Below are 13,982 nucleotides of genomic sequence, written 5' to 3'. Positions count from 1 at the left end.
TAGAATGAGACGTAACCAATTTTGGTTACGTCTTTTCGTATCGAAAAAAGAAAGTAGTGGTACAAGAATGAAATTGATAGTAGGACTTGGGAACCCAGGTAGAGAATATGAATTAACAAGGCATAATATTGGATTTATGGCCATTGATGAACTTGCGAAGCGTTGGAACATTTCTTTGAATGAACAAAAATTTAAAGGTGTATTTGGTGCAGGGTTTGTTAATGGAGAAAAGGTAATCTTATTAAAGCCGCTAACATACATGAATTTATCTGGGGAAAGTATTCGTCCACTTATGGATTATTATAAAATTGATGTTGAGGACTTCGTTGTTATGTACGACGATTTAGACATTCCTGTAGGTAAATTGCGTCTTCGCATGAAAGGTAGTGCTGGTGGACATAATGGTGTAAAGTCAACGATTTCGCACTTAGGAACACAAGAATTTCAACGTATCCGTATGGGAATTGATCGCCCGAAAAATGGAATGAAGGTAGTCGATTATGTATTAGGACGCTTTACATCTGAAGAGATTCCGGATGTTAACCATTCTATTGAAAAAGCAGCGGATGCATGTGAAGAGTGGCTAAATAAGCCTTTTCTTCAAATCATGAATACTTTCAATAGTTAAAAATGAGATTGGGAATATTTCTCTTTTGTTTTACCCATACTAGTAGTAATTGAATTTTTAGGAGGCTAGTATGGAAGGGTATTATTATTGCAGACACTGCGGAGGTAATGTAGGCTCCATTAACGCAGAAAAAGTATATAGCGACGTTTTATTTCAACTAACGGAGCAAGAAGTAGTAGAAATGATTCATTTTCATGAGAATGGAAATATATATATAAAAACGATTTGTGAATCGTGTCAAGAAACGCTCGCATCTTATCCTGAGTATTATGAGTATGAAAAATTTCTGCAATAAAATGTTGTCGCTTTGGCATGTCCAAAGCATTTTTCTGTTTTCCTTTTCCAAAATATTTGCATAAAATAGAATGACTTGCTCTTTATGTTGAGAGGAGTTTTAAAAATGATAGGTTTATTAGAGCAATTTTATAAAAATGAAGAGATACAATCGGTTATTAATGGGTTAGAAGATGGGTTAAAAGAACAACTTATATCAGGGATGGCAACGTCTTCTCGTTCATTATTAATGGCGGCTTTATATAAAAAAACAAAAAAATCACAATTAATCGTGACACATAACTTATACCAAGCACAAAAAGTACATGAAGATTTAGTGGCGTTACTTGGTGAAAAAGATGTGTGGTTATATCCAGTGAATGAACTGATAGCATCGGAAATTGGAGTTGCAAGTCCAGAATTGAGGGCGCAACGTATAGAAGTGTTAAATCGCTTGGCTGCGGGAGAGAATGGAATCATTGTAGCGCCAGTAGCAGGATTGCGTAGATTTTTACCAATAAAAGAATTGTGGAAGCAAAAGCAAGTTGAAATCAATCTAGGGCAAGAGATTGATTTAGATGCGCTCTTGCATACTTTACATCATATTGGCTATGAACGTAAGTCGATGGTAGAAGCTCCAGGGGAGTTCAGTTTGCGTGGGGGAATATTAGATATTTATCCTTTAACTGAAGAACTACCATTTCGTATTGAATTCTTTGATACAGAAGTCGATTCTATTCGATTATTTGATGTGGATGAACAGCGTTCTCAAGGTAAAAAAGAAAGCGTTAGGTTTGGTCCGGCAACAGAGTTTTTATTTTCACAGGAAGAATTAAAATCAGGAATTCAGCATCTTGAAGAAGGCTTGACTAAGACGATGCAAAAACTTTCTGATGATAAACTAAAGACTAAAGTGCTTGAGACGGTAAGTCATGAAATTGAGATGTTGAAAAACGGGCAAAGTATAGAACAGATGTTTAAATACTTATCTATTTTCTATAAAGAACCTGCTAGTCTGATAGATTATTTACCAGAAGATGGTGTTGTAATTTTAGATGAGATTTCCCGTATTCAAGAAACAGCATCACATCTTGAAACAGAAGAGGCGGAATGGTATATATCACTTCTTGGTGAAGGAACAATTATTCAAGATTTATCTTTCTCTCACCCATTCGAGGGGTTTCTTCATCATAAAAAAAGAAGTTTTGTATATTTAACGTTATTCTTGCGTCATATCGCACACACACATCCGCAAAATATTGTTAATGTAACATGTAAAACAATGCAAGATTTCCATGGACAGATGAATTTGTTAAAAACAGAAATTGATAGATGGAATGAAGGGCATTTTACGACTGTTGTACTCGGAACAGATGATGAACGTGTGAAAAAATTACAACATATTTTAAGTGATTATGATATTGAGGCAGATATTGTAGAAGGTACAGATATTTTATTGCCTGGAAGGTTACAAATTGCTGTAGGTGATTTACATGCAGGATTTGAAATGCCGATGCAAAAGCTTGTTGTCATTACTGAAAAGGAGCTTTTTCATAAGAAAGTTAAAAAATCACAACGTAAACAAAAGCTATCGAATGCTGAACGTATTAAAAGTTATTCGGAATTAAAAGTTGGAGATTATGTAGTTCATGTAAATCATGGTATAGGTAAATTTTTAGGTATTGAGACATTAGAGATTAATGGTGTTCATAAAGATTATTTAAATATTAAATATCAAGGTAATGATAAGCTATACGTTCCAATTGAACAAATTGATCAAGTTCAAAAATATGTAGGATCTGAAGGTAAGGATCCGAAAGTTTATAAATTAGGTGGGAATGATTGGAAAAAGGTTAAAACGAAAGTTGAAAAATCTGTACAAGACATTGCGGATGACCTAATTAAACTATATGCTGAGCGCGAAGCTTCAAAAGGCTATGCATATACGCCAGATACGGCAGAACAACAAGAGTTCGAATCATCTTTCCCATACCAAGAGACAGAGGATCAGTTACGTTCTATTGACGAGATTAAAAAAGATATGGAACGCGGACGCCCGATGGATAGGCTCCTTTGTGGTGATGTAGGGTATGGAAAGACTGAAGTGGCTATTCGTGCGGCATTTAAAGCGATTATGGATGAAAAACAAGTTGCAATTTTAGTACCGACAACGATTCTTGCGCAGCAACACTATGAAACAATTCGAGAGCGTTTTCAAGATTATCCAATCAATATAGGCTTATTAAGTAGATTCCGTACGAGGAAACAACAAAATGAAACAATTAAGGGCTTAAAGGATGGAACAGTAGATATTGTAATCGGAACACATCGTATTTTATCTAAAGATGTTACTTATAAAGATTTAGGGCTTCTTATTATTGATGAAGAACAAAGATTTGGTGTGACACATAAAGAAAAAATTAAACAATTGAAGGCGAATGTTGACGTATTAACATTAACGGCAACTCCGATTCCGCGGACGCTTCATATGTCTATGCTTGGTGTGCGCGACTTATCTGTTATTGAGACACCACCAGAAAATCGTTTCCCAGTCCAAACGTATGTAGTCGAGTATAATCCAGCGTTAATGCGAGAGGCGATAGAGCGAGAGCTTGCAAGAGGTGGTCAAGTTTACTTCCTATATAACCGTGTAGAGGATATTGAAAGAAAAGCAGATGAAATTTCGATGTTAGTTCCAGATGCCCGCGTAACGTACGCACATGGGAAAATGAACGAAAGCGAATTAGAGTCTGTTATGCTATCATTTTTAGAAGGACAGCATGATGTTCTTGTAAGTACAACAATTATTGAGACGGGTGTAGATATTCCGAATGTAAATACGTTAATTGTATTTGATGCAGATCGTATGGGATTATCACAATTGTATCAGCTTCGTGGGCGTGTTGGACGTTCTAATCGTGTTGCATATGCATACTTTGCATATAAACGTGACAAAGTGCTGTCAGAGGTTGCAGAGAAGCGTCTACAAGCAATTAAAGAGTTCACGGAACTTGGATCTGGTTTCAAAATTGCGATGAGAGATTTATCTATTCGTGGAGCAGGTAATTTGTTAGGGGCAGAACAGCATGGATTTATTGATTCTGTCGGATTTGATCTATATTCTCAAATGTTAAAAGATGCAATTGAACAGCGTAGAGGAACAGATGGGGCTGAAAATATAGTTAATGTTGAAATTGACTTAGAGGTAGATGCATACTTACCAGATGCTTATATTTCAGATAGTAAGCAAAAAATTATGATGTATAAACAATTTAGAGGTGTTTCTGCAATTGAGGATATTGAAGAATTGCAGGAAGAAATGATCGATAGATTTGGCGATTATCCACAAGAAGTTGGTTATTTATTACAAATTGCAAATATTAAAGTGTTGGCAATGAAAGAACAAATTGAATTAATTAAGCAGAATAAATTTGAAGTAACATTCCTGTTTTCTGAACAAGCAAGTCAAAATATTGATGGTGGAAAATTATTCATGCTCGGAAATAGTTTTGGACGTATGATTGGTTTAGGAATGGAAGGATCACAATTGAAAATTGTTATGAAAACAAATGGCTTAGAGACATCGAAGTGGTTAACGATTGCTGAAAATTTATTAAAAGGCTTACCAGATGTAAAAAAAGAAGTAATAAATGCCTAAAATAAGATAAAAAAATACAATTCGACGTGCATAGAAGAACTAATGTGTAAAATACTATATCTAACAGTTGGTGATTTTTACATGAACAGGTAAATTCACCACTTTGATCATCAGTAGAAAGTGAGGCAGCATTAGAATGAAAGCAACTGGAATCGTACGTCGAATTGATGATTTAGGCAGGGTCGTAATCCCGAAGGAAATTCGTAGAACTTTACGTATTCGAGAAGGAGACCCACTAGAAATATTTGTTGATCGCGATGGAGAGGTAATTTTAAAGAAGTATTCTCCAATTAGTGAGCTAGGTGATTTTGCAAAAGAATATGCTGATGCTTTATATGACAGCTTAGGACATAATGTGCTTGTGTGTGATCGAGATTCTATCATCGCAGTATCAGGCGTATCGAAAAAAGAATACTTAAATAAAAGTGTTGGCGATTTAATTGAAAAAACGATGGAAGAACGAAAGTCTGTTATTATGACGGATGAAAGTGATATTTCCATTATTGATGGTGTAACAGAAAAGGTTCATTCTTATACAGTTGGACCAATTGTTGCAAACGGAGATCCGATTGGAGCCGTCATTATTTTTTCAAAAGAAGCTATTATAAGCGAGATTGAGCATAAAGCGGTTAATACCGCTGCCAGTTTCTTAGCGAAACAAATGGAACAGTAAGGGTATATTGATTTTAGAAGTAGCAATCTTTCCTAATTATGATCTTTCTTTTTGAGAAATCAATTATTTGGAGATATATGTATATTGAATGAAGGTAGCACTTTGCTACCTTTTTTCGTTGAATATTTTTAACGTGTAGGAACTCATTATTACCCGTGTTGGGAAGGGAGTTTGTTCTTTTCTTTATGATATAATACGAGAGGTGAGAATAGAAAAAGGAGTTTTCTTGTATGGAAGCGAAGAAGTATCAAGCCTTTTGGCGTGGGGCTATTATATTAACGATTGCAAGTTTCGTTACAAAAGTATTAAGCGCTTTTTACCGTATTCCATATCAAAATATAGCGGGGGATATTGGATTTTATATTTACCAACAAATTTACCCGTTTTATGGATTTTGTTTAATTTTAGCTACTTATGGATTTCCTGTTATCATTTCGAAAATGGTTGCAGAACGATTAGAGCGGGGAAAACAAAAAGAAGCAGAAGAAATTATTTGTGTATCTTTTTGGTTCTTATTAGGAATTGGTTTTATAGGCTTCTTTACATTGTTTTTTGGGGCCGAAACAATTGCGGTAGCTATGGGCGATATACACTTAGATAAGTTACTACGTGTTATTTCATTTTCATTCTTATTGATGCCATTTTTGTCTGTAGCAAGAGGGTATTTTCAAGGATTTAATAATATGATGCCAACGGCTGTTTCGCAAGTAATAGAACAAACAATTCGAGTTTCTATTATTGTATTTTTATCGCTATTCCTAATTGCTCACGGATTTGATTTATATACAGTTGGTGCAGGGGCTATGTTAGGCTCAATTGCGGGTGGTCTTATTGGGATTATTGTACTTATATTGTATATGCGTCAAGATTTTCGTTCTATATTCTTCAAAAGTGCAGCGAGAATTAAGGGTAAAAGGAAGATAGTTAAAATCCTTTTTTGGCAGGGGTTAGCGATTTGTGTTAGTAATTTAGTGCTTATTTTTATACAGATGGCTGATTCAGTGTCCTTTTACAGCTTACTTATTGGTGTGGGAGAACAGGCTGAAAATGCAAAGGTATTAAAGGGTGTTTATGATAGAAGTATTCCGCTAATGCAATTAGGTACTGTTGTGACGACTTCTTTCTCGTTGTCACTTATTCCGATTATTACAGCGGCGAAGGAAAGAGGAGATCTTTCCTTTATTCAAGAAAAGGTAAAGTTAGCAGTGAAAATAACATGTGTTATTGGACTTGCAGCAGCTATTGGTCTAACTTGTATTATTCAACCTACGAATATTATGTTGTTTGAAAACAGTGATGGATCAGATGTTTTATCTATTTTATCGTTATCTATTTTATTTAGTTCATTGTCAATTACGACAGCTTCTATTTTACAAGGATTGGGGCAAACGTTTAAGCCAGCATTATTTGTTGTATTTGGAGGTTGCTTAAAGTTAGCGTTAAATTATATATTCATGCCTTATTTTGGTGTGAAAGGTGCAGCCTTTGCGACTTTATGTGCGTTAATTATAATCTCTGGACTAAATACTTTGTTGCTTACGAGAGCTGTATCAGGGTCACTTATCAATAAGCGAAATATGTTAGGGATAGTAATTAGTGGTATCTGTATGGGATTTGTATTAATGATATTCACACGTGTGTTACAGATGTCTGGATTAGTAATTGATACGGAACATAGAGGAAGCGCGACACTTGAAGCGTTGTTAGGTGTAGCCATTGGCGGATTGACATATATGTTTTTTATTTTGAAATTACGTGTATTTACAAAAAAAGAATTAGGAACCGTTATGAAACAAGAGAAAAAAGAAGGTTCATTGAAGAAGAGTGGATAGAGGTGACTGGTTGTGAGTGGAATCATTACTATTTTAGGTTTAGGAGCTGGTGAATTAGATCAGCTAACGATGGGTGTATATCGAAAAATAAAAGAAGCAGACCATCTGTTTGTTAGAACGAAAGAACATCCAGTTATAGAAGAATTGGAGAAAGAAGGCGTACAATATACGTCTTTTGATGCTGTATATGAAGCACATGATACGTTTGAAATTGTATATGAAACAATTGCGAATAAATTGCTAGAACAAGCTGAAGGTACAGAAATTATCTATGCTGTTCCCGGGCATCCACTTGTAGCAGAAAGAACAGTTCAGCTACTGTTGGAAAAAGGAGAAGTTTCAAATGTTGAAGTGCGAATTGAGGGGGGACAAAGTTTCCTTGATCCTATGTTTGCAAGTCTAAAGATTGATCCGATTGAAGGATTCCAATTACTTGATGCTACATCATTTGAAAGAGGGCAATTAGAACTGCGTCAACATTTAATCTTTTGCCAAGTATATGATGCATTCGTTGCATCTGATGTAAAATTAACATTAATGGAGATGTTACCAGATGATTATGAAGTGTATATCGTAACAGCTGCAGGAACTTCATTTGAACAAGTAAAGAAGGTACCGTTGTACATGTTAGATCATGAAACGGAATTGAATAATTTAACGAGTGTGTACGTGCCGCCAGTTCAGGAGCGTGCGTCCTTGTATCAACAGTTTGATGTTCTTAGAGAAATTATTGCGGAACTTCGTGGTCCAAATGGTTGTCCGTGGGATAAAAAGCAAACACATCAATCATTAAAGAAATATTTAATTGAGGAAGCTTATGAAGTGTTGGAAGCAATCGATGAAGAGGATGATGATCACTTAGTAGAAGAATTAGGTGATATATTATTACAAGTTATGCTTCATGCTCAAATCGGAGAAGATGAAGGTTGGTTCTCTATAGATGATATCATTCGAACTCTATCTGAGAAAATGGTTCGTCGCCATCCGCATGTGTTTGGAAATACGGATGTAAACAGCGCTGATGAAGTGATTGCAAATTGGGAAGAAATTAAAAAACAAGAAAAAGGATTCGTGAAAGAATCTGTTTTAAATGGCGTTCCCAAAAGTTTGCCGCAGTTACTACGCGCCTATGAAATTCAGAAGAAAGCTGGTAAGGTTGGATTTGATTGGGTTGATGTGCAACCGATGATAGAGAAAGCTTTGGAAGAATGGCAAGAGTTCCAACAAGAGGTTACAAATATGGATGAGAAAAAGATGCTGGGTGAGTTTGGTGATTTACTATTTGCATTTGTTAATATAGCTCGTCATTACAAAATAGATCCAGAAGAGGCGTTACGTTCAACTAATGAGAAATTTACTGGTCGTTTTTTATACATGGAGGCAAAAGTAGCTGAAATGAATAAAGAGATGAAAGATTTATCATTAGAACAGTTAGATGTTTTATGGGAAGAAGCGAAACAGACAGAGCGCTAATAGGGGGATTTGATATGCGTCTAGATAAGTTTTTAAAAGTATCACGTTTAATTAAAAGAAGAACATTAGCGAAAGAAGTAGCTGATCAAGGAAGAATATCTATTAATGGTCAAGTGGCAAAAGCAAGTTCTGATGTGAAAGTAGCTGACGAATTAACAATTCGTTTTGGTCAAAAAATAGTGACTGTGAAAATAAATGAATTAAAAGAAACAACTAAAAAAGAAGATGCAGCAAATATGTATAGCTTAGTTCGTGAAGAAAAAGTAAAAGCGGAAGAAGGCTTGTTCTAAAATCATTTATCCCCTCATACATTACTATTAGCTAGTAAAAACCTATGGGGGGATTTACGTGAATAATGGTTACTCACCTACGTCTTCTAATCAACAAAATGTTTCTGTAGAGCATGACATTATTATGCGTGGCAGGCGTATAATTGATATTACCGGTGTGAAGCAGGTAGAGAGTTTTGATAGCGAAGAGTTTTTACTAGAGACCGTAATGGGTTTTTTAACAATTCGTGGTCAAAATTTACAAATGAAAAATTTAGATGTGGAAAAAGGTATTGTGTCGATTAAAGGGAAAGTTAATGAGATGCTGTATATTGATGAAAATCAAGGGGAAAAAACTAAAGGTTTCTTTAGTAAGTTGTTTAAATGAGCTTAACAATTCAGTTGTATACAATGCTTTCAATGATTGGAATGGGTGCTTGGATTGGAGCGTCTTTAGATACATATCAACGTTTTTTAAAGCGCCAAGAACGTAAACGTTGGCTTGTATTTATACATGATATATTATTTTGGATTGTCCAAGCATTATCCGTCTTTTATGTATTGCTTCTCGTAAATGAAGCTGAGCTACGTATATATGTGTTTTTGGCATTATTATGTGGTTTTGCGGCATATCAAAGCTTACTGAAGGCACTATACATGAAGCTGTTAAATTTTCTCATCTATATTTTTATGCAAACAACATATTTTTTTGTTCGAATTATACAGCTACTCATGATAAAACCTGTTATTATTATAGCGCAGCTATTTATTGCATTTATATTATTCTTATTTCGTATACTGCTTTCAATTGGACATGTGTTATGGAAAATGGTGATTTGGATATTACTTTTCATATGGAAAGTTTTTTTCTGGCCTGTTCGATTTATTGCTTCGCTCATATGGAAACTTCTCCCTAATCGTGTTAAACTTTTTATAGTGAAACATATAGGGTTCCTGCAATATGTAGCAAAATTGAAGGGACATATCTTCCAACTATGGGAGCATATAAAAAAGAAGTTAGGGGGACCTCGGAAATGAGGGAACTGAGACAAAGAACAATCGAAAAACAGAGTCCAAATCCTGTTAAAGAGCATATAATACAAACGGATGAGAACAGGAAGCGACTTTATCGCCGTTTAGCGGTTTTTCTTGTCTTTACTTTTACAATTATTGCGAGTATTAGTGTAACGTTTTATCAACAAAACAGTTCCATTAAAGCAAAAGAAGCAAAAGTTAAGGACATGAAAAAAGAACTGGATTCATTAACGAATAAAGAAAAAAGTCTAAAAGACGAAGTTCAAAAGTTAAATGATGAAGAGTACGTATTAAAGATTGCTAGAAGGGATTATTTCTTCTCTGGTAAAGGGGAGATAATTTTTCCTGTTTCTAAGTAGAGTATGTCTTATTGACACTATATTTTAGGATTATATATAATAAAGTAAAATTTGACTTTTTAACCACTAAGGAGGAGCATTTTTTTTATGTCAATCGAGGTAGGCAGCAAGTTACAGGGTAAAGTAACAGGTATTACAAATTTTGGGGCTTTTGTGGAGCTGCCAGAGGGCTTAACGGGTCTTGTTCATATTAGTGAAGTTGCTGATAACTATGTAAAAGATATTAACGATCACTTAAAAGTGGGAGACCAAGTAGAAGTAAAAGTTATTAATGTTGAAAAAGATGGAAAGATTGGTTTATCTATCAAAAAAGCGAAAGAACGTGAAAAAACAGAAGGAGATCGTCCACGCGGTGAATACCAACGCGGTGGTGATCAACAACGTTCTGGACGTCCACAACGTAATAATCGCTCTTTCAACAGAGATAATCGCGGTGGCGGTAACGACCGAGCTCCGAAAGAAACATTTGAGCAAAAGATGGCACGCTTCTTAAAAGATAGCGAAGATCGTTTAACTTCTTTAAAGCGTAACACAGAGTCTAAACGTGGTGGCCGTGGCGCGCGTCGCGGATAATAAGGACGTTTAGTTTTTAACATATAGAGAGGTACCCAGAGTGATGGCTCAGGGTGCTTTTTTATATGTTAAAAATATTTTTAAAAAAGTTTTTGAGATGTGTTGACTTTAATTAGTATCTGATGTAAGATACTAATTGTCCGTTAAATAAGACGACATGGCGGTGTAGCTCAGCTGGCTAGAGCGTACGGTTCATACCCGTGAGGTCGGGGGTTCGATCCCCTCCGCCGCTATATTTAATTTAACGGCCCGTTGGTCAAGTGGTTAAGACACCGCCCTTTCACGGCGGTAACACGGGTTCGAATCCCGTACGGGTCATCTAAAAAGATCATGCGAATTTGCATGATCTTTTTTTGTTAAATAAATTAAGATATACAACACTTCTACAAAATCACCCTATATTTTCTGAATATTTAATTAAAATCTCAAAAATAACTTACATACCGTGTATATCTGTAGAGTTATTTCGAATAAAAAGTCGAACGATTATAAAAGTGAAAACTGTTGTTTTGACAAAAAAACCAACAATCATCTTTTATAATGACAGTAATTAAACTATGCAGGTGGTGTTAAAAATATGCCTAAAGCAGGAAGGAATACTATGAATACAAGTGCATTGGCAATGAATGAGAGTCAGCTTGGAGGAATAAAGTGGACGAGTAAGTTGCGAATGAAATTTGAGCAAGTTTTCTTTAGATGGGGATTTATTATTGTTGTTATTGGTTTTCTTTTGGGACGAGCATATATATTAACAAATATTTTACCGTTTGCACTGCCATTTTTTGCTGCTGTTTATGTTATGAAGCGGGATAAGATGCCGCTAGCATTTTTAGCTCTAATGGGAGGAGCTCTTTCGGTATCGATAGATAATTTGTTTTTTACCTTTGCATCTATCTTTACCTTCTTCATTTATAATATCTTCTTTAGTCGATTTACACGTAAAACTGTTGGACTTGTTCCATTTCAAGTATTTATCTCCGCATTAACCGCACACTTAGTTGTTGTATATTTTGCGCAACAAACTGTCACCATGTACGATTTACTCGTTAGTACCATTGAGGCTGGGCTTAGTTTCGTATTAACTATGATATTTTTACAAAGCGTCCCGCTTTTAGTGGAAAGGAAAGGAAAACAACAGGCATTAGAGACGGAAGAAATTGTTTGTTTGATTATATTACTAGCATCTGTTTTAACGGGTACAACAGATTGGTTTGTATATGATGCTTCTATTCAACATATTTTTACAAGGTATTTAGTGCTAGTATTTGCATTTATTGCAGGTGCTGCCACAGGATCCACAGTAGGGGTTGTAACAGGACTAATATTAAGTTTAGCAAATGTGTCTAGCTTGTCTCAGCTTAGCCTTCTTGCTTTCTCTGGATTGCTTGGTGGATTGTTAAAAGAAGGGAAGCGTTTAGGTGTTAGTTTAGGTTTATTAATTGGGACAAGCTTAATTACATTATATGTGGACAAACAGACAAATATTGTAACAACTTTAATTGAGTCAGGTGTAGCGATTGTTATCTTCTTATTAACACCGAAGCTTGTTTTGGATCGTATTGCTAAATTTATGCCAGGTACACAAGAGCATTCGCAAGACCAACAACAATATTTAAGAAGGATGCGTGATGTTACAGCAAATAAAATCAACCAATTTGCAAATGTATTTGCTGCTTTATCTAATAGCTTTTCTGTATATGGGTATGTAGAGGAAGAAGATAAAGAGACAGAAGCAGATTTGTTTTTGAGTACAATTACTGCGAAAACATGTCAAACATGCTTTAAAAAGGATCAATGCTGGGTAGTGAATTTTGATAAAACGTACGATTATATGAAACAAATAATGAATGAAACGGAAGAAGGAACCCTGCAACATAATCGTAAATTAGTTCGTGAGTGGGACAAGCATTGTGTGAGAGGGAAAAAAGTGACGGATTTAGTAGCGGGTGAATTAGATCACTTCTATGAGGGACAAAAATTACGAAAACAAATGAAGGAAAATCGTAGAATAGTAGCGGAGCAACTATTAGGTGTATCAAAGGTTATGGAGGATTTTGCTAAGGAGATACAACGAGAGCGTGAAAATCATCAAGTGCAGGAAGAACAGATTATGCAAGCATTCCGTGATTTTGGTGTCGAAGTAGAGCATGTTGATATTTATTGTTTAGATAGAGGAAGTATTGATATTGAAATGTTAATTCCAGTTGCATCTAATGAACATGGTGAATGTGAAAAGTTAGTTGCACCGATGCTTTCGGATATCCTTAAAGAAAATATTGTCGTTAAACATGAAGAAAAGTCTTCTTATCCAAATGGCCATAGTTTAATATCATTTGGTTCGGCGAAGACGTATTCTCTTGATACAGGATTGGCTACAGCTGCAAAAGGCGGTGGATTTGTTTCGGGTGACTCTTATGCGATGATGGATTTAAGTGTTGGTAAATATGCACTTGCAATTAGTGATGGTATGGGGAATGGGCAAAGGGCTCATATGGAAAGTAAGGAAACGGTGAAATTATTACAAAAAATACTCCAATCGGGCATTGATGAAGAAATAGCAATTAAGTCTATCAATTCAATTCTTTCTTTGAGAACGACAGAAGAGATGTTTACGACGTTAGATTTAGCTATGGTAGATTTGCGGGATGCGAGTGCAAGGTTTTTAAAGATTGGATCGACGCCGAGTTTTGTTAAACGCGCAAATAATATTTTGAAAATTGAAGCAAGTAATTTGCCGATGGGAATCATTGAAGATGTTGAAGTTGATGTGGTGGGTGAACAATTAAAAACGGGCGATATTCTTATTATGATGAGCGATGGGATTTTTGAGGGAGCACAGCATGTGGAGAATCATGAATTGTGGATGAAACGAAAAATTAAAGAATTGCAAACCGAAGACCCGCAAGAAATTGCTGATATCATTATGGAAGAAGTGATTCGCTCTTGTGATGGTTATATAAATGATGATATGACTATTGTAGTGGCAAAAGTGAAGAAAAATATGCCGAAGTGGGCTACGATTCCGATTGTAGGAATGCAGGCGCAGTAAAATGTAAGTGGAATGTTTATCTATAATTTGATTTTAAAAACCTAGGTGAATACCTAGGTTTTTTTGTGGAAAAAGGTAATGTTATTAATTTTGTGAATATACACGGAGGATGTAAGATAAAAATGTAATTTTTGTATATCTTTTTTTTGCACAATGTTTG

Annotated in this window: 12 protein-coding genes and 2 tRNA genes; all 14 read left to right on the top strand. The window is 35.3% G+C overall.

Annotated elements, in window-relative coordinates:
- Positions 1-67 precede the first annotated feature (67 nt).
- The 14 genes from pth to spoIIE all read left to right on the top strand — a co-directional run bounded on the left by pth (position 68) and on the right by spoIIE (position 13,822).
- Positions 68-628: an aminoacyl-tRNA hydrolase gene (gene pth / locus QO049_RS26165; RefSeq protein ID WP_000767702.1), complete on the top strand. Its 561-nt coding sequence runs from the start codon at positions 68-70 to the stop codon at positions 626-628.
- A gap of 70 nt (positions 629-698) precedes the next feature.
- Positions 699-923: an anti-sigma-F factor Fin family protein gene (locus tag QO049_RS26160; protein ID WP_000399438.1), complete on the top strand. Its 225-nt coding sequence runs from the start codon at positions 699-701 to the stop codon at positions 921-923.
- Positions 924-1,028: 105 nt separating this feature from the next.
- A complete protein-coding gene (mfd, locus tag QO049_RS26155; protein WP_284489636.1) occupies positions 1,029-4,559 on the top strand; it encodes a transcription-repair coupling factor in 3,531 nt (1,176 codons plus the stop codon).
- 136 nt (positions 4,560-4,695) lie between these two features.
- Positions 4,696-5,232 (top strand): stage V sporulation protein T, encoded by a 537-nt coding sequence (spoVT, locus tag QO049_RS26150; protein ID WP_000648302.1) that lies wholly within the window; start codon positions 4,696-4,698, stop codon positions 5,230-5,232.
- Between the two features lie 230 nt (positions 5,233-5,462).
- On the top strand, positions 5,463-7,064 hold the full coding sequence (locus tag QO049_RS26145; protein WP_048568261.1) for a putative polysaccharide biosynthesis protein: 1,602 nt from the start codon (positions 5,463-5,465) through the stop codon (positions 7,062-7,064).
- Positions 7,065-7,076: 12 nt separating this feature from the next.
- Positions 7,077-8,537 carry a bifunctional methyltransferase/pyrophosphohydrolase YabN gene (yabN, locus tag QO049_RS26140; protein ID WP_000014241.1) on the top strand — a complete coding sequence of 487 codons (1,461 nt, stop codon included), beginning with the start codon at positions 7,077-7,079 and terminating at the stop codon, positions 8,535-8,537.
- 14 nt (positions 8,538-8,551) lie between these two features.
- On the top strand, positions 8,552-8,827 hold the full coding sequence (locus tag QO049_RS26135; protein ID WP_001234876.1) for an RNA-binding S4 domain-containing protein: 276 nt from the start codon (positions 8,552-8,554) through the stop codon (positions 8,825-8,827).
- Positions 8,828-8,885: 58 nt separating this feature from the next.
- Positions 8,886-9,194 carry a sporulation protein YabP gene (gene yabP / locus QO049_RS26130; RefSeq protein WP_001059104.1) on the top strand — a complete coding sequence of 103 codons (309 nt, stop codon included), beginning with the start codon at positions 8,886-8,888 and terminating at the stop codon, positions 9,192-9,194.
- Positions 9,191-9,844, top strand: a complete 654-nt coding sequence (gene yabQ / locus QO049_RS26125; protein ID WP_098341249.1) for a spore cortex biosynthesis protein YabQ — start codon at positions 9,191-9,193, stop codon at positions 9,842-9,844. Before yabP ends, yabQ begins: the two co-directional genes overlap by 4 nt.
- Positions 9,841-10,200: a cell division protein DivIC gene (divIC, locus tag QO049_RS26120; RefSeq protein WP_001208739.1), complete on the top strand. Its 360-nt coding sequence runs from the start codon at positions 9,841-9,843 to the stop codon at positions 10,198-10,200. The genes yabQ and divIC overlap by 4 nt, the downstream gene beginning before the upstream one ends.
- A gap of 87 nt (positions 10,201-10,287) precedes the next feature.
- Complete coding sequence (locus QO049_RS26115) at positions 10,288-10,773, top strand: S1 domain-containing RNA-binding protein (RefSeq protein WP_000021451.1); 486 nt, start codon at positions 10,288-10,290, stop codon at positions 10,771-10,773.
- Between the two features lie 159 nt (positions 10,774-10,932).
- A tRNA-Met gene (locus QO049_RS26110) sits at positions 10,933-11,006 on the top strand.
- A 13-nt stretch (positions 11,007-11,019) separates the two neighbouring features.
- A tRNA-Glu gene (locus QO049_RS26105) sits at positions 11,020-11,091 on the top strand.
- Positions 11,092-11,350: 259 nt separating this feature from the next.
- Entirely contained in the window at positions 11,351-13,822 is a 2,472-nt protein-coding gene (gene spoIIE, locus QO049_RS26100; RefSeq protein ID WP_001123552.1) for a stage II sporulation protein E, read from the top strand.
- Positions 13,823-13,982 lie beyond the last annotated feature (160 nt).

Origin of the sequence: Bacillus sp. RB3 (assembly GCF_030164735.1) — a bacterium.
GTDB classification, from domain to species: domain Bacteria; phylum Bacillota; class Bacilli; order Bacillales; family Bacillaceae_G; genus Bacillus_A; species Bacillus_A cereus.
This window is presented reverse-complemented; position numbering and strand designations above follow the sequence as displayed.